This window comes from Bordetella sp. MIP270_01_BMS (genome assembly GCF_054958705.1).
Genome location: NZ_CM143297.1, coordinates 2,635,719 through 2,658,674, shown reverse-complemented (window position 1 = coordinate 2,658,674; position 22,956 = coordinate 2,635,719). Strand labels below are relative to the sequence as shown.

22 protein-coding genes are annotated in these 22,956 nt (G+C 63.9%); 14 read left to right on the top strand and 8 right to left on the bottom strand.

Going from position 1 to position 22,956, the window contains the following annotated elements:
- Positions 1-20: 20 nt before the first annotated feature.
- The 3 genes from ACV17W_RS12430 to ACV17W_RS12420 all read right to left on the bottom strand — a co-directional run bounded on the left by ACV17W_RS12430 (position 21) and on the right by ACV17W_RS12420 (position 2,707).
- Entirely contained in the window at positions 21-725 is a 705-nt protein-coding gene (locus ACV17W_RS12430; RefSeq protein WP_462592637.1) for an SDR family NAD(P)-dependent oxidoreductase, read from the bottom strand.
- On the bottom strand, positions 715-1,683 hold the full coding sequence (locus ACV17W_RS12425) for a Bug family tripartite tricarboxylate transporter substrate binding protein (RefSeq protein ID WP_462592636.1): 969 nt from the start codon (positions 1,681-1,683) through the stop codon (positions 715-717). Before ACV17W_RS12425 ends, ACV17W_RS12430 begins: the two co-directional genes overlap by 11 nt.
- Positions 1,684-1,768: 85 nt before the next feature.
- Entirely contained in the window at positions 1,769-2,707 is a 939-nt protein-coding gene (locus tag ACV17W_RS12420; protein ID WP_462592635.1) for a dihydrodipicolinate synthase family protein, read from the bottom strand.
- A gap of 138 nt (positions 2,708-2,845) precedes the next feature.
- On the opposite strand from ACV17W_RS12420, the gene ACV17W_RS12415 reads away from it, so the two are divergent.
- The gene (locus ACV17W_RS12415) at positions 2,846-3,730 is read left to right on the top strand and encodes a LysR family transcriptional regulator (RefSeq protein WP_462592634.1); all 885 of its coding nucleotides are present in this window, start codon (positions 2,846-2,848) and stop codon (positions 3,728-3,730) included.
- A 151-nt stretch (positions 3,731-3,881) separates the two neighbouring features.
- Complete coding sequence (locus ACV17W_RS12410) at positions 3,882-4,430, top strand: hypothetical protein (RefSeq protein ID WP_462592633.1); 549 nt, start codon at positions 3,882-3,884, stop codon at positions 4,428-4,430.
- A 37-nt stretch (positions 4,431-4,467) separates the two neighbouring features.
- Here ACV17W_RS12410 and ACV17W_RS12405 read toward each other — a convergent pair whose 3' ends face one another.
- The 3 genes from ACV17W_RS12405 to ACV17W_RS12395 are packed head-to-tail and all read right to left on the bottom strand — an operon-like array spanning position 4,468 to position 7,474.
- Positions 4,468-5,238 carry an enoyl-CoA hydratase/isomerase family protein gene (locus ACV17W_RS12405; protein ID WP_462592632.1) on the bottom strand — a complete coding sequence of 257 codons (771 nt, stop codon included), beginning with the start codon at positions 5,236-5,238 and terminating at the stop codon, positions 4,468-4,470.
- Positions 5,235-6,458, bottom strand: a complete 1,224-nt coding sequence (locus ACV17W_RS12400; protein WP_462592631.1) for a CaiB/BaiF CoA transferase family protein — start codon at positions 6,456-6,458, stop codon at positions 5,235-5,237. Before ACV17W_RS12400 ends, ACV17W_RS12405 begins: the two co-directional genes overlap by 4 nt.
- 29 nt (positions 6,459-6,487) lie before the next feature.
- Complete coding sequence (locus tag ACV17W_RS12395) at positions 6,488-7,474, bottom strand: Bug family tripartite tricarboxylate transporter substrate binding protein (RefSeq protein ID WP_462592630.1); 987 nt, start codon at positions 7,472-7,474, stop codon at positions 6,488-6,490.
- Positions 7,475-7,631: 157 nt separating this feature from the next.
- On the opposite strand from ACV17W_RS12395, the gene ACV17W_RS12390 reads away from it, so the two are divergent.
- Positions 7,632-8,627, top strand: a complete 996-nt coding sequence (locus ACV17W_RS12390; RefSeq protein WP_462592629.1) for a LysR family transcriptional regulator — start codon at positions 7,632-7,634, stop codon at positions 8,625-8,627.
- Positions 8,628-8,726: 99 nt separating this feature from the next.
- Here the strand turns inward: ACV17W_RS12390 and ACV17W_RS12385 are convergent, their stop codons facing one another.
- Positions 8,727-9,716 (bottom strand): alpha/beta fold hydrolase, encoded by a 990-nt coding sequence (locus ACV17W_RS12385; RefSeq protein ID WP_462592628.1) that lies wholly within the window; start codon positions 9,714-9,716, stop codon positions 8,727-8,729.
- 171 nt (positions 9,717-9,887) lie between these two features.
- Here ACV17W_RS12385 and ACV17W_RS12380 point away from each other — a divergent pair, with 171 nt between their 5' ends.
- Complete coding sequence (locus ACV17W_RS12380) at positions 9,888-10,508, top strand: TetR/AcrR family transcriptional regulator (protein WP_462592627.1); 621 nt, start codon at positions 9,888-9,890, stop codon at positions 10,506-10,508.
- Positions 10,509-10,541: 33 nt separating this feature from the next.
- Here the strand turns inward: ACV17W_RS12380 and ACV17W_RS12375 are convergent, their stop codons facing one another.
- Complete coding sequence (locus tag ACV17W_RS12375; protein ID WP_462592626.1) at positions 10,542-11,222, bottom strand: GntR family transcriptional regulator; 681 nt, start codon at positions 11,220-11,222, stop codon at positions 10,542-10,544.
- A gap of 225 nt (positions 11,223-11,447) precedes the next feature.
- On the opposite strand from ACV17W_RS12375, the gene hydA reads away from it, so the two are divergent.
- The 10 genes from hydA (at position 11,448) to ACV17W_RS12325 (ending at position 22,954) form a co-directional block, all read left to right on the top strand.
- Entirely contained in the window at positions 11,448-12,917 is a 1,470-nt protein-coding gene (gene hydA, locus ACV17W_RS12370; RefSeq protein WP_462592625.1) for a dihydropyrimidinase, read from the top strand.
- 17 nt (positions 12,918-12,934) lie between these two features.
- The gene (locus ACV17W_RS12365) at positions 12,935-14,377 is read left to right on the top strand and encodes an amidohydrolase family protein (RefSeq protein ID WP_462592624.1); all 1,443 of its coding nucleotides are present in this window, start codon (positions 12,935-12,937) and stop codon (positions 14,375-14,377) included.
- Positions 14,378-14,443: 66 nt separating this feature from the next.
- The gene (locus ACV17W_RS12360; protein ID WP_462592623.1) at positions 14,444-16,033 is read left to right on the top strand and encodes an ABC transporter substrate-binding protein; all 1,590 of its coding nucleotides are present in this window, start codon (positions 14,444-14,446) and stop codon (positions 16,031-16,033) included.
- A 4-nt stretch (positions 16,034-16,037) separates the two neighbouring features.
- Positions 16,038-16,979: an ABC transporter permease gene (locus tag ACV17W_RS12355; protein ID WP_462592622.1), complete on the top strand. Its 942-nt coding sequence runs from the start codon at positions 16,038-16,040 to the stop codon at positions 16,977-16,979.
- A 7-nt stretch (positions 16,980-16,986) separates the two neighbouring features.
- The gene (locus ACV17W_RS12350; RefSeq protein ID WP_462592621.1) at positions 16,987-17,880 is read left to right on the top strand and encodes an ABC transporter permease; all 894 of its coding nucleotides are present in this window, start codon (positions 16,987-16,989) and stop codon (positions 17,878-17,880) included.
- Positions 17,834-19,537, top strand: a complete 1,704-nt coding sequence (locus ACV17W_RS12345; protein WP_462592620.1) for an ABC transporter ATP-binding protein — start codon at positions 17,834-17,836, stop codon at positions 19,535-19,537. Before ACV17W_RS12350 ends, ACV17W_RS12345 begins: the two co-directional genes overlap by 47 nt.
- 354 nt (positions 19,538-19,891) lie before the next feature.
- Positions 19,892-20,473 carry a TetR/AcrR family transcriptional regulator gene (locus ACV17W_RS12340; RefSeq protein WP_462596539.1) on the top strand — a complete coding sequence of 194 codons (582 nt, stop codon included), beginning with the start codon at positions 19,892-19,894 and terminating at the stop codon, positions 20,471-20,473.
- 163 nt (positions 20,474-20,636) lie between these two features.
- Complete coding sequence (locus tag ACV17W_RS12335) at positions 20,637-21,260, top strand: hypothetical protein (protein ID WP_462592619.1); 624 nt, start codon at positions 20,637-20,639, stop codon at positions 21,258-21,260.
- 75 nt (positions 21,261-21,335) lie between these two features.
- Positions 21,336-22,181, top strand: coding sequence for a cytochrome b/b6 domain-containing protein (locus tag ACV17W_RS12330; protein ID WP_462596538.1), 846 nt, complete (start codon positions 21,336-21,338; stop codon positions 22,179-22,181).
- Positions 22,178-22,954, top strand: a complete 777-nt coding sequence (locus ACV17W_RS12325; protein ID WP_462592618.1) for a molybdopterin-binding protein — start codon at positions 22,178-22,180, stop codon at positions 22,952-22,954. Before ACV17W_RS12330 ends, ACV17W_RS12325 begins: the two co-directional genes overlap by 4 nt.
- The last annotated feature ends 2 nt before the right edge of the window (positions 22,955-22,956 follow it).

Genomic DNA, 22,956 nt, shown 5'->3' with positions numbered 1-22,956 from the left:
TTGCGTGTGGGTGGGAGTACTCAGTGCGGCAGCGATGCGCCGCCGCAGATGGCGATGTCCTGTCCGGTAATTGCGGCCGCCGGCTGTGAGAGCAGGAACTCCACCAAGGCGGCGATTTCGTCCGGCTGTATCAGCCGGCCAAGGGGAGGCACTCTGGGCGCGCTGACTGCCCTGGCCGGGTCGTCCAACATGCGGGTCTGGGTGGCCGCGGGCGACACCACGTTGACGGTCACGCCGCGGGCCGCCACTTCAGCGGCCCAACTGCGTGCCAGGGCCACCAGCGCAGCCTTCGAGGCCGCGTACTGGCTGCGGCCCGGCATGCCTTGCGCGACCCGGCTGCCCAACAGCACGATACGGCCATCTTCGCGCGCGCACATTTGTGGAACCAGCGCCCGCGCCATGCGGACCGCCGCATCGACGTGCAGCTTCCACATGAGTTCTCCGTCGGCCGCATCCAGTCTATCCAGGGTGCCGACACGCAGGATACCGGCCGCGTGCACGAATGCGCGCGCGCTGCCCAGTCTGTCGATGATGCGGCCGGTGGCCTGCATGTCGCAAAGATCGACGCTGATATGCTCGTAGCCGTCCCGCGTGGGCAGGCCGGGCCCGAGGTCCAGGCCGGTGACTTCCCAGCCTGAATCGAGCAGCCGTTGCACGATGGCCCGGCCGATGCCGCCGCCGGCGCCCGTGACGATCGCCAGCCCGGACTGCGCGTTACTGGGCACGAATATTGCCCTCGTCGACGATCTTCCGCGACCGTGCCATGTCGGCTTGCTGGAACTGCGTGAAGTCGGCCACAGAGCCAGGCGTGAGCGATATCCCCAGTGGCCCGTACTTGTCTGTCATTCCCGACGTCAATGCCTTGTTCACCTCGGCATTGAGCTTGTCCACGATGGGCGTGGGCGTGCCCGCCGGCGCCCACAGGCCGTACCAGCTATAGAATTCATAACCGGGGAGCACCTCGCTCACGGTGGGCACCTCGGGCAGGTTGGGCAGGCGCGATCCGGACGTCACAGCCAGTATCTTCAACATGCCGCTCTTGTAGTACGAGATGGCGCCAAGCACCGGATCGATGAAGCCATCGATGCGCCCGCCCACCAGGTCCTGCAATGCCGGCGCGGTTCCGCGATAGGGAATGACCATGTAGTCCATGCCACCCTGCCGCTTGAGCAGTTCGGTTGCCAGGTGGCCAGCCGACCCCACCGACCCTACCGCAAAGCTGAGCTGTCCGGGATTGGCTTTGGCGTGGGCCAGCAGGCCCGCGAGATCCTCGACCGGCAGATCCTTCTTCACCGATACGGACAGCGGGGCCTTGCCCACGAGGGCGATCGGTACAAAGTTCTTGTCGACTTCATACGGCACCGACTTCATGGTCATCGGCGCCGTGGTGAAGGTAGATGCATTGAACAGCAATGTATAGCCGTCGGGGGCGGATTTGGAGACCGCGTCTGCGCCGATGATTCCGTTGCCCCCTGACCGGTTTTCAACGATGAAGCTGTGGCCGGTCTGTTCACTGAGCTTCTGCGCCAGGTCGCGTCCCAGCATATCCAGCGTGCCGCCGGGGGGAAACGGTATGACCATGCGAACTTGCCTGGCGGGATAGGCGCCCTGCGCCTGCACGGCCCCGTACCCCCATACAGTGCACAACGCGAGGGCTGCGCGCAACACGATTCGTCTTTGCATGATGCTTATCTCCTCTTATTGATCTCGATGTCGGCGTCGGCCGGCAATTTCACTGCCGACCGGTGCCACGGCATAACGTGCTGCGTCAGCGCGCCAGCAGCCCGGCCTGCGACAGGGCGGAACGCAGGGCCTGCATTTCTGCCTCGTCCGGCGCTTCGGTGGGCGGGCGCACGGCGGCGTTGTCGAGCACCCCGGCCAGGTACATGCCGGCCTTCATGCGAGCATGCGCTTCGCCGGTCGGCTCGCCGCCGCCATATACGGCATCTTTCAGCGGGGTGATCACGGCCTGGATCTCCTGAGCCCGCTTGAGATCGCCCGCCTTGACGGCGTCCCAGAGGTCGATGATCAGCTGCGGAATGAACGTGGCAAATCCGACCAGCGCGCCGTCGACTCCCTGCACCATCGATGCCAGGAGGTACTCATCGTGGCAGGTGAGGATGGCCTTCGATGCGTCGGCCTCGCGCAGGGCCTGGATGTCGCGCGCATATTTGTTCATGTCGCGCTGTCCGACTTTGAAGGCCTGCACGTAAGGCAGGCGCGCCAGGTCCGCGAGCAGCGCCGACGAGTACGAAGCGCGAGTCCACGCCGGATACACATGACACACCAGGTCCAGGCCGGGCGCCGCGTCGTGGATTGCTTCGAAGTACGCCAACGCGTGGCCCGGCGTGAAGCCGAATCGCAGCCAATGATGAGGTGGCATGACGTCCAGCGCTGCGGCCCCCGCCTCTTGCGCGGCCTGTGCATGTTCCCTGGCTTCCGAGATGCCCTCGCATACGATGGACGAAATCACGGGCAGCCTGCCCCGCAACTCATCGGCCACAATGTGCGTCACTTTGGCCCGCTCCCGGGGGGTCAGCGAGAACACTTCTCCGGTGTGCCCGTTCGTCATGACCGACACAACTCCGTCGTGGCCGGCGAGCCACCCTGCAAGCCTCCGAAGCGCGGGCTCGTCGATGCGATGGTCGTCGGTAAAAGGGCAGGAAATCGCTGGAATAATTCCGCGGTAGTTCGAGATGGATGCCATCCTCGTTCTCCATGACTTATGTGAGGGAATGGCGGCTATGATTGCAGCAGCCCTGATGGGCGGTCCAATACTCGAATTGCATAGAATTATTTTCTTGGGGCGTACGCGCGCATGGGACCTGGGAACCGACCCCTGGACATGAACTGGCTGGAGGACTTCTGCGCCTTGGCCGAAACCGGCAGCTTCTCGCGGGCGGCCGAGGGCCGGGCCATCGCCCAGCCCGCGTTCAGCCGTCATATCCGCGCATTGGAAGAATGGGTGGGCGCGGAACTGGTAGACCGAAGCACACATCCCACCGAACTGACCGCCGCGGGCCGCAAGTTCCTCCCGCTGCTCAAACAGGCCATGGCCGACTTGGAGGCAGCGCGCATCAAGGCCCTGGCTGCCCACGCCCAGGAAGGGGCCAGTCTGCGCTTTGCCGCCACTCACCTGCTTTCGTTGACGTTTTTCCCCAAGTGGCTCACCCGGCTCGAAGCTGGCCTGGAGATCGGCGCGATCCAGATGATGTCCGACAGCTTCCAGGCCTGCGAAGACCTGATGTCGCAACGGCGAGTGCAATTCCTGCTGTGCCATCGCCATCCGCAGGTCGCAAGCCGCCTGGATGACATCACTTATCCCAAGGTGCTGCTTGGGCATGACGTGCTCATACCCGTCAGCGCCGCCGATTCGGCGATGCCCCTGCACCGCGTGCGGGATGCCCAGGTTGTCACGTTCCTCGCCTATGGGCAATCATCGGGCCTTGGCCGCATTGTGCTGAGCCAGCTCAGGCACAAGGGCATGCGTGAACAAGACATCAACACCACTTTCGTCGCCCCGCACGCCACGCTTCTGAGGTCCATGGTGCTGCAAGGGCGCGGCGTCGCGTGGCTGCCGGCCATGCTGGTCGATGAAGATCTGAAGCAGGGCCGACTGGTGCGCGCCGGAAACGACGAATGGGATATTCCTCTTGAGATTTGCCTGTTTCGCCAGCCCAACGAGATGGCGCCCGTGGCAGAAAAGCTCTGGGCGCTCGCCGCTCAATAGGTTGCAGCATTGGGTCGATGGCGGCCGCTTCGCCCGCCACCCCCGACCGCAGGTGTGGAAAAATCCGAGTGCCTGGTCTGATTGCCTGGGCTACCCTGTATGTGGCATGAATCTGGCGCGCGCGACGCTACGCTGACTTTCCGGAGGCCCCATGTTCCATGTCATCGACTCGCTACGTCCTTTGATGGCGCACCCGTTGCGCGATGGCAGTGGCCTGGAGGCTCCTCGCCTGCAAGCGCAGAGCCTCCGTACCGAATGTCGCATCGTGGCGCCCGCGGACGCCGCGAAAGCCGGTTTGGCGCTGTCGCGGCCCGGGGCAGGCGCAGCCAGGCCCGGGACAGGGCTCCCGGGGCTCGCGGACTGCCCGCGGCCCATCGACCGGGTTCGGGACAGCTATGCGGCGCATCGGCTCGCCTGCGCGGTGCAGGCTTTCAAGGATGAACAGGCCAGGATTCGGGCCCGCGGCGAGAGCGCGGGCGATCTGGGCACGATCCAGGGGCTGGCCCCGCTGCAGCCCTACCGGCTGGCGATGGGCAACCCATGGATCGAACCGCAAGCGCTGGCCGTGTCTGCCAGCCCGGCGGCATTGCGGGTGCCTCCCGTGGCCGGTGTGGACGCGTTGCGCAGCGGCACCGATGACGCCATGGGTTCGGACCCGGCCTCCCGGACCCGGCGGCGCAGCGTCGGCGAACGCCCGTAGCGCCGCGGCGTTGCGCCCAGCGCGGCCCCGTGGGAAATCATCCCTCGGACGGCCAGACGGGCTTGCGCTTTTCGACGAATGCCGCGATGCCCTCTTTGGCACTGGGCCGGCTGGCCGCCACGCAGAAGCTGTCCGCCGCTGCTCGAACGGCGGCCCGGTAGCCATTGTCGTTCGCCTGCATGAAAGCCTGGCGCCCATGCCGCACGACTTCCGGCGATTTTCCGCACAACGTATCTGCCAGAGCCCGGGCCATGGCCATTGCCTCTCCGGCGGGCGCCACGCGTGACACCAGGCCCAGTTCGGCAGCCTCGGCCGCGCTGAACACGCGGCCCGTAAACAGCAGGTCGAACGCGCGGTGACGCCCGACAATGCGAGGCAGATGCGAGTAGTGGATCGATGGCGGAACCCCGGCGTCGATCTCCGGGTATCCGAAGTCGGCGCTTTCGGACGCCACAATCATGTCGCAGGACACTGCCAGCGTCATGCCGCCTCCGCGTGCGGTGCCATCCACGGCCGCAATAGTGGGCTTGCCCATCTGAAACTGGGTGTCGACGTTGCGTATGTACAGCCGTTCGAGAAGGTCCCGGACTCGGCCATGGTCGCCTTCGTGGATCGCCATCAGGTTGAGACCCGCGCAGAAGCGCCCTGGTACCGCGCTGCCCACGATGACGGCGCGTACGCCCCGATCGGCGGCGGCCCGCTGCAACGCGGCGATATAGTCGTCCAGCATTTGTTCGGACAGGGCGTTGACGGGCGGATTGTCGAACAGGATCTCTGCGGTCTGGTTGCGGATTGCGTATCTGATCATGGTGCTTCTCCTGATTGTGCGGTGTGGCCCACCCACTGGTGAACCACCGAGGCCTGAAGCAGCGCGTCGACCTCGGACGCGTCGTACCCCAGCTCCTGCAGTATTTCCGTGCTGTGCTGGCCGTGCAAAGGCGGCGGGCGCACCGCTTCCCGGGGGTGGTCCTGGAATTTCACCGGCAGGCCAATTTGCCGCAGAGTGCCCACGACAGGGTGTTCGGTCTGCTCAATCAGCGCACGCGCCTGCACCTGAGGGTGGTTCAGCGCCTGGCTCAGCGTGTGAATGGGCGAGCAGGAAACTTTGATACGGCTAAGCAGTGCGACCCACTCGGCCACGGTGCGAGTAGCGATCCGTTCCTGAACGATCTGCACGGTGCGGGCCAGGTTGGCCAGGCGTTGCGCGTTGGTGGCGAAGTCCGGGTGGTGGGCATATTCCGCCATATCCGCCGCCTCGCAAAAGCGGCGCCATTGCGCATCGTTGCCCGCGCCCAGCATGAGCGGCCCGTCTTTGGCCTGGAAGGCCTGGTAGGGGCACATGCTGGGGTGCGCCGTGCCCATCGGTTGGGGGTCCCGCCCGGTATGCCAGTAGGTCTGGGCCATATAGCTCATGAAACCCAGGGCCGTGTCGAGCAAAGCCAGTTCGACGTAAACGCCCTCGCCGGTGCGCTGGCGCTCAATGACGGCGGCAAGAATTCCACTCAGCCCGAACATGGCGGTGCCGATGTCCACAGGTGAGAAGCTGGCCCGCGCATAGTCGCCGCCCGGGTGACCCAAGGTACTGATCATGCCGCTGAAGGCCTGCAGCATGACGTCATACCCCGGCTCGTTACCCATGGGGCCGTCACGGCCGTAACCGCTTATCTCGCAATAGATGAGCCGGGGGTTGAGGCTCATCAGCGTGTCGCGGTCTATGCCCAGGCGCCGCGCCGTGCCGCTGCCGAAACCTTGCAGCACGATATCGGCATCGCGCACCAGCCGGCGCGCGACCTCCGATCCCGCGTCTGATTTGAGATCCAGTGCGATGCTGCGCTTATTGTGATTGACGGCCAGGAATATGGTCGATTCGCCTTCGACCGTAGGCGTCCATCCCCGCGTATCGTCGCCCAGCTCAACCGGTTCTACCTTGACGACTTCGGCGCCCAGCTCCCCCAGGTACTGGCCGCAAAGCGGGCCGGCGAGCACCTTGGAAAAATCAACGACCTTCAGTCCAGCTAAGGGTTGCATGGTTCTTCTTCCGCTACGGTCTGCGTCCGTCATTCGGCCTTGATACCCATTTCGGTGACGGCCTTGCGCCATACCTCGGTATCCTCCCGCACGAAGCGCTCGACCTCATCCGCGGGCACGGTGAAGGTATCGACCCCGCGTTCGGCCACGCCCTTGCGGTAGGCCGGATTCAGGGCCGCCTTGGCAACGGCCGTGCGCAGGCGTTGCACCACGTCGGGCGGCGTCTTCGCAGACACTTGCAGCACAAACCAGAAATTCAGGTTCAACCGCCCATAGCCCTTTTCCTTCAGGGTGGGCACGTCGGGCAGCAGGGCGGAGCGATCCTGCGAGGTAATGGCCAGTCCCAGCAGCTGCCCGCTTTCTACGGTCGTCACCGCCGTAGTCATGCTGTCGAACATGAAGTCGATACGCCCAGCCAGCATATCGGCCTTGGCGTTGCCGCTGCCCTTATATGCGATCGGGATTGCCTTGATGCCAGTCAGCCCGCGCAGGAGTTCGCCGTAAATATGGGGCGACGTGCCGGGGCCGAAGGTGGCGAAAGTCAGCTCGGTTTTCTTGCCCTTTTCGACCAGTTCTTCAATGGTCTTCACGCCGGAGTCGGGGTGCACCACCAGCACGTTGGCCAGCGAGCCCGTGATGCCGACAGGAATAAGATCTTTGGCCGGGTCGAAGCGCTGGTTGGGGTACAGGATGGGATTCACGGCCTGCATGGCGGCTGTCGTGTGCACCAGCAGCGTTCCTTCTGCGGGGCCGTCCACCACGAACTGCGTCCCGATGTTGCCCGACGCGCCAGGCTTGTTCTCCACGACGACCGTGGATTTCAGTTCTTCGGCCAGCGCCTGGGCGAACAGCCGCGCGATGAAGTCGGTGGGGCCGGCCGCCGAGAAGGGCACCACCAGGCGCACGGTGGCCTGGTCGCCCATCAATTGCGCCATCACGGCGTGGTTCGGCACGGCGGCGGCCGCCAGGGTAACGGCGGAACCCAGTATGAACTTGCGGCGGTTGATCGGGTGCATGTTGTTCTCCTGTGATTTTGCTGGCTTTTATCCGGCCATCGTGGCCCAACGCCACTATCGACGGCGGCTAGCCATACGTCAAATTCTATGTTTCTATAGATGCCATATAGAATTCGATATACCAAGCGCTTTGCGCGGCCTTTGAAGGAGCCTTGCCATGGGGATCGACCTGCGTGACTTGCGCAGCTTCTTGTCGGTGGCGGCTGCCGGGTCGATATCGCGAGCCGCCGAAATGCAGCACATGACGCAGCCCGCGCTTAGCGTGCTGATCCGCCAGCTCGAAGAGCAACTGGGCACGCCGCTGTTCGAGCGGCTGCCCAAGGGCGTGGTGCTGACCCATGCAGGTGAACGCCTGCGCGTGCATGCCAAAGACATACTGTTGCGCACGGACCTGGCGGTGGAAGAGATCAGCCAGCAGGCGCGCGTGCCCAATGGGCGCGTCGCCGTCGGTCTGCCGCAGTCGCTGGCGCGGTTTCTGACTGTGCCCCTGGTCGCCGGCGTATTGTCCCGGTGGCCTCAGGTGCGGCTGCAGATCATCGAGCTGAGTTCCGGATACATCCCCGAGTATCTGCAGAAGGGCGAGATCGACGTAGGCATGACATTTGGCCAGGACGAGCGACGTGGCTTGCAGTACACGCACCTGATCGATGAAGAACTGGTGTTCATCAGTTCACCTTCGTTGATCCGCCAGCACCTGGGCGCTGCAGGCCTGCGGCGAAGAACGGTGCGGCTGTCGGAAATCGGCGGCTTTCCCATGATTCTTCCCACGCGTACGCACAGCCTGCGGATCCGGCTGGACGACTACCTGCAACGTGCCGGCCAGACCCTCACGATTGCTGCCGAGGTCAACACCACGCCGCAGCTGATCGGCTTGGCGGCGTCGGGCGTGGGCGCCACGATTCTTTCCTATTCTTCCGTGATCGGCGACGGCTCTTCGGCCCACGTTCGTGTGCAGCATATCGAGAAGCCGGCGCTTACGCGCGCCGTCTACCTGTGCACCAACCCCAGCACGCCCAAGACCATTGCGGTCATGAGCGTAATGCGCCTGGTGGTCGATACCGTGAAGCAGCTCACGTCAGACGGCGCCTGGCCCACGTTCATGAAAGAGGATCAGCCGACCGCCGTTGACGGCGAGGCCCGAACCGGGGTGTGAAAGCATGCCGATATCCGCCCCCGACGCCGGGAGGGTGCTTGCCGGTGACGCCGCCACTGACCCGCAGCGGACTGACGCCGCCCGGCCATGGCGACTTCATCAGGCTGCCTTGCGCTCCAGCCATTGCAAGACTGGCGCCAGTGCGGCGTCGGAATTCTTTTCGTAGATCAGCCCATGGCCGTTGCCATGCACCCCATGATCGGCCAGCTTCAGCAGTTCCGGTTCGGCCCCGGCGGCCGCCAGTAGCTGCGCCGTGGGGTGACTGGCTGCGGCGAAGGCGGATGCCTCGGCGGTAACGATCAGGATAGGCAGTTCCGCCAGAGCGGCAAGGGTGAGGTCGCCGGGGGCCGCGTGCCGGATGATGTCGGGGTCGTCCACGGCGGGCGTGTAGTCTAGAGGCGCAGCCGCCAGGCCCCACCGCATGCTGCCGATGTTCGGAATATCGGCGAAAGGTGGCCCCATGGGTTCGATTGCCACGACGGCCTTCACCTTTCCGGGTCGCCGGTCTGCCGCCAGCCAACCGGCCGGTCCGGATGCGGAGTGCGTCAACAGGATCGCCGGACCGATGCGATCGAGCAGTGTGCCCAGCCGGTCGGCGTCCATGGACTGTGACAATGACAGGTCGTCCGGCATGGGCCCGTAGCCGGCGATGAACTCGTCCATTGCGGTCGAATCGTCGGCATCGAAGGGCCATTGCACGTGCCGCTCGTCGTCGCCCGGAAAGTAAATCTGCCGGCCCCCTTCGTACGAGAACGCCGGACCCATGGCGCCCATGGTATCGATATGGAAAGGGGACCTTCCATGGCCGGGCCGGTCGACCACCAGCACGGCATAGCCGGCCTCGACCAGACGTTGCGCCCACCCCGGCCGTCCGTCCGGGGTGTCAAACCATTCCGTACCTTGGAAACCGCCGCCGTGTACCAGGACCACGGGCCAGCGTTGGGTGATGCTGGCCGGCGCCTCCCATTCCACATACATTGGCCCGCGCTGGTAGGTGCGGCCGTGTTGATGAATGCGGTCACCGGGAATCCAGAAGTGTCCGCGCCGGATCGTGCGAGGCTGGGCGTGATCCCAGGGCAGGGTGTTCATATGAGGCTCCGATAGGGTGATGTGGAGGATGGACCGGGATTGCCAGGTCGCGCCGACGCTTAATTCCCGATATATAGACCGATTGGTATAAATGTATACGCGCCGCGGATCGCTGGTCAAGTACTAATGTATCGATTAATATTTAAGTCTGGAATCAGGCAGGAGGCATGAATGGCACAGATGGGGCGGCCACGCACTTTCGATCGCGACCTGGCGGTCGATCAGGCGCTGTATCTTTTTTGGGAGCAGGGGTACGAATCCACCTCGCTCAGCCAGCTCAAGGCGGCCATCGGCGGCGGCATTTCTTCACCCAGCTTTTATGCAGCATTTGGATCCAAAGAGGCACTGTTCCAGGAATGCATGGCGCGATATCTGGCCAGTTATGCCGAGGTGGTCGAATGTCTGTGGGACACCACCCTGGCGCCGCGCCAGGCGCTTGAAACTGCGTTGCGCAATTCCGCTCGCATGCAGTGCGAGCGCGGCCATCCCAGAGGTTGCATGGTGGCGCTGGGAACGATGAGCGCGCCTACGCCAGAGCTTGCGTCCGTCACGGCGCCGCTGCGCCGGTCGCGGGCCCGCACCCAGTCGGGCATACGGGCCTGCGTCGAACGAGGGGTGGCAACGGGCGAGCTTCGCCCCGACACCGATGTGCGGGCGCTCAGCACATCTTTCGCCAGTTTCCTGTTTGGTCTATCCATCCTGGCACGCGACGGCTTGAGCTTGCCTGCCATCGAGGCGGCGATCACCCAGGTGATGGGGCTTTGGGACGCGGCCGCGCAGCCGTCATCCTAGGCCGGCAGGGCGTGTCGCCGGCCAATCCCGAGTTCAAGCCCTGAATACATCTTCCAGGTCGACGATTTCTTCGGGCGGCTCGAGCGTGCAGCTTTCTTCAATATGAGTCAGGTGCTGCAGCGTCAGGGCTTCGGCGCGCCTGGCGTCGCCCGCTTCGATGGCATCGATGATGAGTGAGTGCTCGTCGTGACGGCAGCTGGTGGCCGTGGGCAGGTTGTACAGGAAGATGACCAGGCAGGTCTGGGTCGACAGCTCGCGCATCATGCGCGCCAACTCGAGGTTGCCGGCCAGCTCGCTCAACACAATGTGAAACTCGCCAGCCAGGCGCACGATCGCACGTTTGTCGTTGCGCTCACGCGCCGCCTGCTCGAGGATCTGGTGCTCTCGCAGCCTCTGTAGTTTTTCGGGCGTGAGATTCGCAGTGAGCCGGCGTACCACTGCCGGCTCGATGACCCGGCGCGCTTCGAACACATCTTTGGCTTTCTCGATGGTGGGCTTGGCCACGAAGGCCCCGCGCTGTGGAATCAGTTCGACCACTTGTTCGTGCGCCAGGCGCGCCAATACCTCGCGGATGCGCGGACGGCTGACCGCGAAGATCTCTGCAAGACGCTCTTCCACCAGTTTCGTGCCCGGCTTGAGCCGGTTGTCCAGCACGGCCGAATACACGCGTTCATGGATCTCGTTGACGGTGCTTTCTCGTTTTTCTGTAGTCATGGTTTCCCGGAGTCACTGACGTAAGGCTGACGCATTTTCGCAGCTTAGCCCGCGCCACCCTAGGGTCGCCGTGCAGCACGCCGCCCAAGAATTGTAGATATTTTTTGGTCTTTTTGTTTTATATCGGGTTAACACTAATGTAAGCAATGTTGTTATCAGTCATAGAATAGCGTCGCAGCTCAGCCTCGCAAGCGGGGATCGCCTTTTCAGCAATATGGGACGCGGATGACGACGTCAGCGCCTTTCGACCTGGTTCTACGCAATGCCGTCCTGGCCACGGCCAGCGACACCTTTCGCGCTGACCTGGCGGTGCAGGGCGGCCGTATTGCTCAGATCGGGCACGACTTGCCTGCGGGGCGGCGGGAGATCGATATTGCCGGCCGGGTGGTCACGCCGGGTGGCGTCGACGCGCATTGCCACCTGGACCAGCCCATGGCGCCGCCAGTGAGGCTGGCCGACGACTTCTATACTGGCACTCGATCCGCCGCCTGCGGGGGTACCACCACCGTCATTCCCTTCGCCGCGCAGCTCAAGGGCGCAACGCTGCAGAGCGCCATAGACGACTACCACTCGCGGGCGCATGGCCAGGCCTGTGTGGACTATGGCTTTCACCTGATCCTCACCGATCCGACGCCGGCCGTGCTCGACGAAGAACTGCCGCGCCTGATCGCGGCGGGCTACACCTCGTTCAAGCTGTACATGACTTACGAGAGCCTCAAGCTCTCCGACCGCCAGATCCTGGACGTGCTCGACGCCGCACGGCGTCACGGCGGCATGCCGATGATCCATGCCGAGAATTCAGATTGCATCGCTTGGCTCACCGAGCGCCTTGAAGCGGCTGGCCGCCTGGCCCCGCGCTTTCATGCCTGGTCGCGTCCCGCCCTCGTGGAGCGCGAAGGCGCGCATCGCGCCATTGCCCTTGCCGAGTTGGTGGATGTGCCGGTTCTGCTGGTTCACATCTCCGGCGGAGAAGCAGTGGAACAGATCCGCGCGGCCCGCGCGGCGGGCCTGAACGTGAATGCGGAAACCTGCCCCCAGTATCTGTTCCTGACCGCTGAAGACCTGGGAATCGACGACAGCTACCATGGCGCCAGGTGCGTCTGCAGCCCGCCTCCCCGGGATCGCGCCGCTCAGCAGCAGATCTGGCAGGGGCTGGCCGACGGCCTGTTCCAGGTCTTCTCGTCCGACCATTCTCCCTTCAGGCTGCACGGCGAAGACGGCAAGACGCCCGGTGGCCAGGAGGTCGCGTTCCGACACATACCCAACGGCATCCCGGGTGTCGAGACCCGCATGCCGCTGCTGTATTCCGAAGGTGTGCTGGGCGGACGCATCAGTCTCAATAAATTCGTGGAGCTGACCGCCACCGGGCCTGCCCGCGCGTATGGCCTGCACCCCCGCAAAGGCAGCTTGGCCATCGGCGCCGACGCTGACCTGGTGGTATGGGACGAGCGCGATTTCGTGCTCGACAACGCACATCTGCATCACGCTGCCGACTACACCCCTTATGCAGGAAGACGCCTGCGCGCCTGGCCGGGAATGACCCTGCTGCGCGGGAACGTGGTCTGGGACGGCAGCACCTTTACTGGCAGACCCGGCGCTGGGGAATTCCTGGCGCGCGGCCTGCCCACCCTTTTTCCCATAGGCGCCCGTGCGCCGGGTCACCGTACCTGGCTGCAAGACGCTCTTGCATCCTGAACCGGAGAGTATCGATCGTGACTGCCACCACTCTTATCCAGAACGCCGATACTGTCGTGGCGTGGGACGACTCGCGCCAACGGCATGTGTACATGCGCAATACCGATGTCGCGTTTCGCGATGGGCAGATCGTCCACGTAGGCGGCGGCTACGTCGCAGCGCCCGGTGACGACATTGTCGATGGCCGCGGCATGATGGTCATGCCCGGGCTCGTCGACATACATAGCCATCTGATTCATGAGCCCATCAACAAGGGCTACACCGACGAAACCGGTTCGGCGGGGCTATACAACTCGAACCTGTACGAGTACATGCCCACGATGGACGGCGACGAAGAGGCCGCGCCGCATCAGCTGACGCTGGCTTGCGCAGAGTTGCTGATGTCGGGTGTGACCACGGTGGTCGACATGTCCGTCGCGCATGAACAATGGATCGATATCCTCGCCAAGAGCGGTTTGCGGGCTTATGTGACGCCCATGTTCCGATCGGCGCGATGGTTCACGCGCAACGGTCATGTGGTCGAGTACGACTGGAACGAGAAGGCCGGCTACGAAGGATTCGAGCGCGCGCTTGAACTCATCGAGCATGCGCAGAAGCATGAGTCCGGGCGGCTGGACGGAATGCTCTGCCCGGCGCAGATCGACACCTGTACGGCCGATCTGCTGCGCGACAGCCACGCCGAGGCCCGCCGCCGCAACATCGGATGGCAGACCCATGCGGCGCAATCGTTGCCCGAATTCCATGAAATTACCCGCCGCCACGGGCTGACGCCCGTGCAGTGGCTGCACAGCCTTGGTGTGCTCGACTCGGGCAGCATCGTGGGCCACGGCATTTTCGTGGACGATCACCCGAATACGCACTGGAGCACTGCAACCGACCTGTCGATCCTCGCGGAAACCGGCACCACCGTCGCCCATTGCCCCACGGTGTTCATGCGCCGAGGCATGGCGCTGCGCGACTTCGGCCGATATCTGCGTGCCGGCATCAACATGGGCATCGGCACCGACACCTATCCGCACAACATGATCGAAGAAATGCGTCATGTCGGCTACCTGGCTCGCCTCATGGCCCAGACTCCGCGCGCCACCAGCACCGGCGACGTCTTCCATGCGGCCACGGTGGGGGGCGCGCGCGCACTCGGTCGTACCGACATCGGCAGGATCGCCGTCGGAGCGCGTGCCGATATCGTGCTGGTGGACATGACTCACCATCTCATGCGGCCGTCGCGCGATCCCGTACGCAGCCTGGTGTATGCGGCCGCCGACCGCGCTGTCCATACTGTTTACATCGATGGGCATCGCGTGGTGCATCAGGGCGAGGTGGCTTCGCTCGATTACCGCGCCGCCGCGGCGGAGGTGGACGAGGCGCAGCGTCGCGCCGAGGCCCTGGTGCCCGAACGCGATTTGGTCGGCCGCCGCAGCGCCCAGGAAATGTCGCCGCTTTCTTTCGACGTGGTCTGAACCACACCGTTCACGCAGCAACGTAACGCGGCCGGCCTGTGCCGGCCCGAAAAAGGGGAAATCACCATGCCTTTGCAGCAACCCACGAAATCCTGGCTCGCCCGCGCCTCCCTGGCAGCGACTCTGGCCGCGGCCGCGAGCGCCCCGGCGCTGGCCGACAAGCTGACCGTCGTCATGGCGAGCAAACTGTCTGTACTTGACCCGGTACTCACCGCATCGCATCAGACGCGCAATCATGCGTACATGATTTACGACACGCTGCTCGCCACGGACGCTGACAACCAGATCCGCCCGCAGATGGCAGAGAAGTGGGAAGTCTCCGCCGACGGAAAGACGTATACCTTCACCCTGCGCGATGGCCTCAAGTGGCACGACGGCGCGCCGGTCAAGGCCGAGGATTGCGTCGCGTCCATCAAGCGCTGGGCCCAGCAAGACAAGATGGGTCGCCAGCTGATGCCGTTGGTAGAGTCGATCACCCCGGTCGACGACAAGACTTTCACCATTGTTCTGAACACCCCGGCCGACGTGCTGACCGCGCTCGCCAAGCCCAGTGGCCTGCCCAGCTTCATGATGCCCAAGCGCGTGGCCGAAACGCCGGCCGCGCAGGCCATTACCGATTACACCGGTTCCGGTCCCTTCAAGTTCGTGCAGGCGGAGTTCCAGCCCGGTGTGAAGACGGTTTACGAAAAGAATACCGACTACGTGCCGCGCAACGAACCGCCCAGCGGCACTTCCGGAGGCAAGGTCGTCAAAGTGGACCGCGTGGAATGGCTGACGCTGCCCGACCCGATGACCGCGGTGAACGCGCTCATTGAAGGCGAGGTCGACTACCTTGAAACGGTGCCGTTCGACCTCACGCCCATGGTGCAAAGCGCCCCGGACCTCGAGCTGCGAGTACTGGACAAGATGGGATACCAGCCCATGTACCGGTTCAACCAGACGCAGAAGCCGTTCGATAACAAGCTGGTGCGCCAGGCCGCGATGTACGCGATCGGACAGGACGACATCCTGAAGGCGCAGGTCGGCGACCCCACCTATTTCAAGACCTGCGGCGCGGTGTTCGGCTGCGGGCTGCCCTACGCCAGCGAAACTCGTGCTGACATGATTGTTCCGTCGAACATAGAGAAGGCCAAGGCGCTGCTGAAAGAAGCCAACTACGACAATTCGCCCGTGGTGGTGCTGCACGCCACCGACATCGCAATGGCCTCCGCCATGCCCGTCGTCATCGCCCAGCAATTGCGCCAGGCTGGCTTCAACGTGCAACTGCAAGCCATGGACTTCATGACCATGCTGTCCCGCCGGGCCAATCGGGACGTTCCTGCCAAGGGCGGCTGGAGCATCTTTGTGACGACCTGGCACATGAGCGAGATCATGGATCCGCTGCGCAACTATGGCGTGTCGGCCAACGGCGACAAGGCCTGGTTCGGCTGGCCCAACGTCCCGGAAGTCGAGAGCCTGCGTGACCAATACCTGGTCGCCACCGACGACCAGCAGCGCAAGCAGATCGCCGAAAAGCTGCAGGACGTAATGCTGGACGAGGGCGTTGCCATTCCGCTGGGCCAGATCCAGACCGCCGCCGCCTACAGCAAAAAGCTCAGCGGCGTGCTCGAGTCGCCGGCGCCGGTGTTCTGGAACATCTCCAAGGCTGGAAAGTAAGCGCATGCTCGGCTATCTGTTAAAGCGCGTCCTGGCCACGGTTCCGGTGGTACTGACCGTGGCGGTGCTGGTCTTCGGCCTGCTGCGGCTCAGCCCCGGCGACCCCGCGCTGATTCTGGCGGGCGATTCGGCAACCGAATCGCAGCTTCAGGAACTGCGCCAGCACATGGGGCTGGATCGCTCCATCACGGCTCAGTTCGGTATCTGGGCCGGCCAGGTGGTGCGTGGCGATCTGGGTGTGTCCCTGCATTCGGGCACGCCGGTCACGTCGATGATAGGCAGCCGGGTAGGTCCTTCTCTGGCGCTGGCCCTTTGCACCATCGTGTTCTCTACACTGGTGGCCGTCCCGCTAGGGGCATATGCCGCCTGGCGGCGCGGCAGCCGCGTCGATCGCGCCATCATGGCCCTTTCGGTGGCCGGGTTCTCGGTGCCGATCTTCGTCACGGGTTACGCGCTGATCCTGCTCTTTGCCATGCAGCTGGGTTGGCTGCCCGTGCAGGGGTACAAGCCTCTTTCGGCTGGCGTGCTCGAGTTCGCCCGACACCTGGCCCTGCCGACGCTTGCCCTCAGCACGGGCTTTATCGCCCTGATCGCCCGCATTGCGCGCAGCAGCATTCTGGAAACCATGAATGAAGACTACATCCGCACCGCTCGCGCCAAGGGCGTCACCGAGGGAACCGTGCTGGTGTCGCACGCGTTGCGCAATGCTGCGGTGCCGATCATCACGATCATCGGCATCAGCATGGCGCTGCTGATCAGCGGCGTGGTGGTGACGGAGTCCGTGTTCAACCTGCCCGGTCTGGGCCGCCTGGTCGTGGAGTCCGTGCTCGCGCGCGATTACCCGCTGATCCAGGGGCTGATCCTGCTGTTCTCGCTGCTGTATATCGGCATCAACCTGACCATCGATCTGCTGTATTCGCTGTTCGATCCCCGTATCCGCTACTGAGGCTTGCATGACCACCACCGCTCAACCCGCCGCATTGCCGGCGGCCGCGGCCGCGGCCAGCCCCGGCCGTTTCATGGCCGTACGCCGTGCATTGGCCTCCGGCCCCGTGTTGCTGGCAGCCATTTTTCTGGGCTTGATCGCGCTCACGGCCCTCCTGGCCAATCATCTCGGGCTTGCCGACCCGATGGCCATCAATCCGATGGAACGCCTGAAGGGGTTTTCCGCAGCGCACTGGTTCGGCACAGACTCGTATGGTCGCGACCTTCTTTCCCGCGTGATCCACGGTGCGCGGGTGTCCTTGCTCATCGGGGCGGGAACCGTGATAGCCGCGCTGATTCCGGGATTGCTCCTGGGAATCATCGCCGGGTATTTCCGCTACGCCGACATGGTGATCATGCGCGTCATGGACGGGATAATGTCCATACCCGGGATCTTGCTGGCGATTGCGCTGGTTGCCGTCACGGGCGCCAATATCCTTACCGTGCTGATCGCCATCGCAGTGCCCGAGTTCCCCCGCGTGGTGCGATTGGTCAGGGGCCTGGTGCTGGGCCTGCGCGGTGAACCCTATGTCGAGGCCGCGATCTCGCTCGGTACGCCGACGCCCCGGCTGATGGCCCGCCATCTGTTGCCCAATACTGTGGCCCCGCTGATCGTGCAGGGCACCTTCATCTTCGCCTCGGCCATTCTGGCCGAAGCGGTGATGAGCTTCCTGGGCGTGGGCATGCCGCCCGAGATTCCATCGTGGGGCAATGTGATCGCGGAAGGCCGCATGTACTTCCGCATGAAACCCGAACTGATCCTGGTGCCGGGCGTATTCCTGGCACTGACGGTACTCGCCGTGAACCTATTGGGCGATGCCATGCGCGACGCCCTCGATCCCAAAATGGCCCGCCGTGTCTAATACCGCTACTACTCCTGTTCTCAGCATCCGCAACCTGGGTGTGCGGCTTACCGGAGGATCTCACCAGGTGGTGCAGGATGTCAGTTTCGACATTCATGCGGGCCAGACCTTGTGCGTCGTGGGTGAATCCGGGTCGGGCAAGTCGGTGACATCGTTCGCCGTGATGGGTCTGCTTTCGCCCGATGCGCTGCAGACCTGCGCAGGACAGATACTGCTGGAAGGCGAGGACGTACTTCAGGCCTCGCCAGAGCGCCTGCGCGCCCTGCGCGCCACGCGCATGTCGATGGTGTTCCAGGAGCCCATGACCGCTCTGAACCCCGTGCGCACGGTCGGCTGGCAGATCGACGAGGTATTGCGTACCCACAGCAGCCTGTCGGCGGGAGAGCGCAAGCGCCGCATTCTGGACATGCTGGAATCGGTGCACCTGCCCGACGTCGCGCGCATCTATGACTCCTACCCCCATCAATTGTCGGGCGGCCAGCGTCAGCGTATCGTCATCTGCATGGCGCTCATTCTTCAGCCGCGCCTGCTGATCGCCGACGAGCCCACCACCGCTCTGGATGTCACCACGCAAAAGCAGATTCTGGCGTTGATACGCGAACTGCAGCAGAGGCATCAGACCGCCGTGCTGTTCATCACGCATGATTTCGGCGTGGTCGCAGAGATCGCTGATCGCATTGCCGTGATGAATCGCGGCCGTATTGTCGAAGTCGGCAGCCGTGACGACATCCTGGCGCGTCCGCGGGAATCTTATACGCGCATGCTGGTCTCGTCAGTGCCCAGCCTGGCGCCTCCTGCTCGTACCGACGTGGACGGCTCGACCATACTCGAAGTCTCGAAGCTGTCGAAGGTGTATTCGGAAAGGGCGCTGTTCAAACCGTCGCGGCAGGTGCACGCCGCCGATGACGTCAGCTTCACCCTACGCAAGAAAGAAATCGTCGGCATTGTGGGCGAGTCCGGCTCCGGCAAGTCAACCGTGGCCCGATGCATTGCGCGGCTGATCGACCCCAGCACCGGCACGGTCACGCTCGACGGCCGTGATATTGCCACGGCGTCGCGCAGAGCGTTCCGGCCGTTGCGCCAGAAGATCCAGGTTGTTTTCCAGGATCCATACCGCTCGCTGAATGCTCGCATCCGTGTGGGTGATTCCATCGTTGAAGGCATGTTGAACTACGGCGTGTCGCGATCTCAGGCCAGGCAGAAGGCGCTTGAACTGCTGGAACTCGTGGGGTTGCCTGCCGAAGCCATGGACCGCTACCCGCACCAGTTCTCGGGCGGCCAGCGGCAACGCATCTGCATCGCGCGCGCATTGGCGCTGGATCCCGAGGTGTTGATTGCTGACGAGGCGGTGTCTGCGCTGGACGTGTCAGTGCAGGCGCAGGTGCTGGACCTGATCGAGGACGTGCGTCAGCGCACCGAAACCGCGGTGCTGTTCATCACGCACGACCTGCGGGTCGCGGCCCAGATCTGCGACACCATTGTCGTCATGAAGAAGGGGCGTATCGTCGAGGCAGGGCGGGCCGAACAGGTGCTCACGTCTCCCCGGCACGAATACACCCGCCAACTGATCGACGCAGCACCGGGGCGGCACTGGGATTTCAAGCACTTCCGCCCGCTGGCAGCGTTCAAGGACGGACCTCGGGCGGCGGCGGCATAGACGCGCGACCGGGCGTGCGGCCAAGGGCCATTCGCAGGGCCTGCCGCACGCGCGCCGACGCGATCGACTTTCCGGCTGGCGCGCGTGGCCCCGACGCGCATGCGGCCTCTCGGCCGCCCCCGTTCAGGGGACCGCGCAGACGCTGGACGACCGGCTGCAACCCGCGGCATGTGCCCGCAGGGAGCAGGCCGGCGAGCCCATTCGACGGCGCCATAGAACCGAGGTAGCAGCCGCCTCGGTCGGGAATGGGCTTGACAGCCAACCGACCAACTAGTAGATTGGGTATCTGTTGATCAAGCAGATCGCATGCACGCCGCATCCCGCCGGCGTGCGGCGTCTTCACCAGCCGTGACCATGCATCCTGAACTTTCCCCCCGAGCAACCGAAATCGCCGACCAGACCAAGATCCTGCTCGCGGCCGGCGGATACCACGGGTTCAGCTACGCCGATATTTCCGAGCGCGTTCGTATCGGCAAGCCCAGCATTCACCACCACTTTCCCAGCAAGGCGGAGCTGGTCTACACCGTAGTGGCCCGCCACCGCGAGCAGGCGCGGGCCGGACTGGCCGCATTGGACAAGCAGGTGCCGGATCCGCTGGCAAGGCTCTCCGCCTATGCGGATTACTGGGCCATGTGCATACGAGAAGGTTCGGCCGAGATCTGCATCTGCGCCATGCTCGCGGCGGAATCGCCCATGATTCCCGCAGAGATTGCCGCCGAGGTGCGCGCGTACTTTGCCGACCTGACGGCGTGGCTGGCATCGGTACTGGAGCAAGGCGAACAGACTGGCCAGTTTCGCCTGCGCAATACGGCGCAGGTAGAAGCGCATGCCTTCATGTCCACCGTTCATGGCGCCATGCTCACGGCTCGGGCATTCAATGATCCGGAAGCTTTTGCTTCCGTCACGCGGGTGGCGATAAGTCAACTGACGACGTGACGCACGGGCCGGGACTGGCAAATCCGGCCCCTTTTTTTAAGCTGTTAGTCAACCAACTAGTCGGTCGACTGATGGAAATGTACGAAAGCGTTCGGCGCAGCTTTCTGCAGCACTGGAATGCGCCTACTGTCACGACGCCGCACAGGCGTCCAGGAGTTTTGAAATGAATACGTTCCGTATGAACAGATTTCTCGCCTGCGGTCTGGCCGGCATCATGCTGGCGGCTGGCGTGGCGTCCGCCGGTGCCGCCGAGCAGGTCGCCCGCGTGCGGGGCACTGTGGTCTCTCTGCAGGGAGACCAACTACACGTCAAGTCGCGCGAGGGGCAGCCAGTGGACATCACGCTGAAAGACGGCTGGAAAGCGTCCGCAGTACAGAAGGCCACCTTGGCGGACATCAAGCCCGGTGACTTTGTCGGCATTGCGTCGTTGCCCAAGGAGGGCGGCGGCGACGGGGCTCTCGAAGTGCTGATTTTCCCCCCCGCCCTCAAGGGCACTGGCGAGGGCAGCTATGGATGGGACCTCAAACCCAACAGCACGATGACCAACGCGACAGTCGGCGATGCGGTGAAATCTGTAGATGGCAGCGTCGTCACGGTCCACTATCACGGCAAAGAGAAGAAGATCTCCATCCCCCACGGAGCCCCGATCGTCACGCTGGCCCCCGCCACGCAGGACGATGTCAAGCCGGGTGCCGTTGTCTTCGTGCCCGCGCAGAAGGATGCGAACGGCACCCTGAGCGCCGCCCAGCTGGTCGTGGGCAAGAACGGTGTCGTACCGCCCATGTAATCCAACCAGCAAGATCTGGGCTGGGCCGCGTCCAGCCCGCCGCGAGGCCATTCATGAACACCACAGCCCCCCCCGATTACCCCGGCAGATCGCGTTCCTGCCGGCGGCAGGCAGTACATCAAGCGTCATACCGCCACCGTGCGCATCACTCACTGGGTGAATGCGCTGTGTCTGTCGGTCCTGCTGATGAGCGGCCTGCAGATCTTCAACGCGCATCCCAGGCTGTACTGGGGCAACTACGGCGCCGACGCCGATCATGCATTCCTGGCCATCGGGTCGCAGAATCGTGACGATGGGCTGCACGGCTACTTCCGGATAGGAAACCTGACCCTCGACACCACCGGTGTGCTGGGGGCGTCGATCGAAGACGATGCCGTGGCCGCCAGGGCCTTTCCGCCGTGGCTGACGATTCCTTCGTATCACGATCTTGGCGCGGGAAGGAACTGGCACTTTCTTTTCGCATGGCTCCTGGTCATCAATGGCCTCGTCTACTTGATCCACGGGCTGGTGCGCGGGCACTTGCGCCGAGATCTGCTGCCCAGCCGCGAACAGCTAAATATGCGTCATCTGTGGCAGGAAGTGGTCGATCACGCGCGCCTGCGCTTTGCCAGAGGTGACGCGGCCCGGCACTACAACGCACTGCAGAAGATTTCGTATCTGCTGGTGGCCATGCTGCTTGTCCCGTTGATGGTGCTGACGGGATTGACCATGTCGCCCGGCCTGAATGCCGCATTTCCGTACCTGCTCGACTGGTTCGGCGGACGTTCGTCGGCGCGCAGCCTGCACTTCATTACGGCTGCCGGTCTGGTCACGTTTGTAGGCGTTCACCTGTTGATGGTCGTGGTATCGGGCTTGTGGAACAACCTGCGCTCGATGATCAACGGCCGCTACGCCATCGAAGAAGAAGGGAGCCAACGATGAAGACCAACCTGACCCGCCGCCGCATTCTGGGCGGCTTGGTGGCCGGTGCCGGCACCGGCCTGTTGTCCGGCTGTGACCGCCTGACGCAAAGCGAGTCGATGGGCAGCCTGCTTCGCAGTACCGAGACACTCACCATGCATGCGCAACGGCTGCTGTCGAGTCGCCAGACACTGGCGCGTGAGTACAGCGTCGCGGACCTTTCTCCCGTCTTCCGCGCCAACGGCACGCAGGCTCCCGACAGTGAAGAGTACATCCAGCTGATGGAACGCGGCTTCGCCGATTGGCGCCTGAAGGTCGATGGCCTGGTGGAACGGCCGCTGCAAATGTCGCTGGCCGAGTTGAAGCATCTGCCCGCGCGCACACAGATAACCCGGCATGACTGCGTGGAAGGCTGGAGCGCCATCGGACAATGGCGGGGCGTGCAGCTGGGCCGTATCCTGGACATGGCGCGGCTGAAGCCGGGCGCTCGCTACGTGATTTTCCATTGTGCCGACGAACTCGAAGTCAGCTTTGACGGCAGCGGCCGATATTACGAAAGCATCGACCTGCTGGATGCGTATCATCCGCAAACCATCCTTGCCTACGGCATGAACGGCAAAGACCTGCCGGTCGCCCATGGCGCCCCGCTGCGCCTCAGGGTTGAGCGACAGCTGGGTTACAAGCATGCCAAATACCTGATGCGCATCGAAGTGGTGTCCGCCTACGATACCTTGTGGGGCGGTCGCGGGGGGTATTGGGAAGACCGGGGTTACGAATGGTATGCCGGCATCTGACA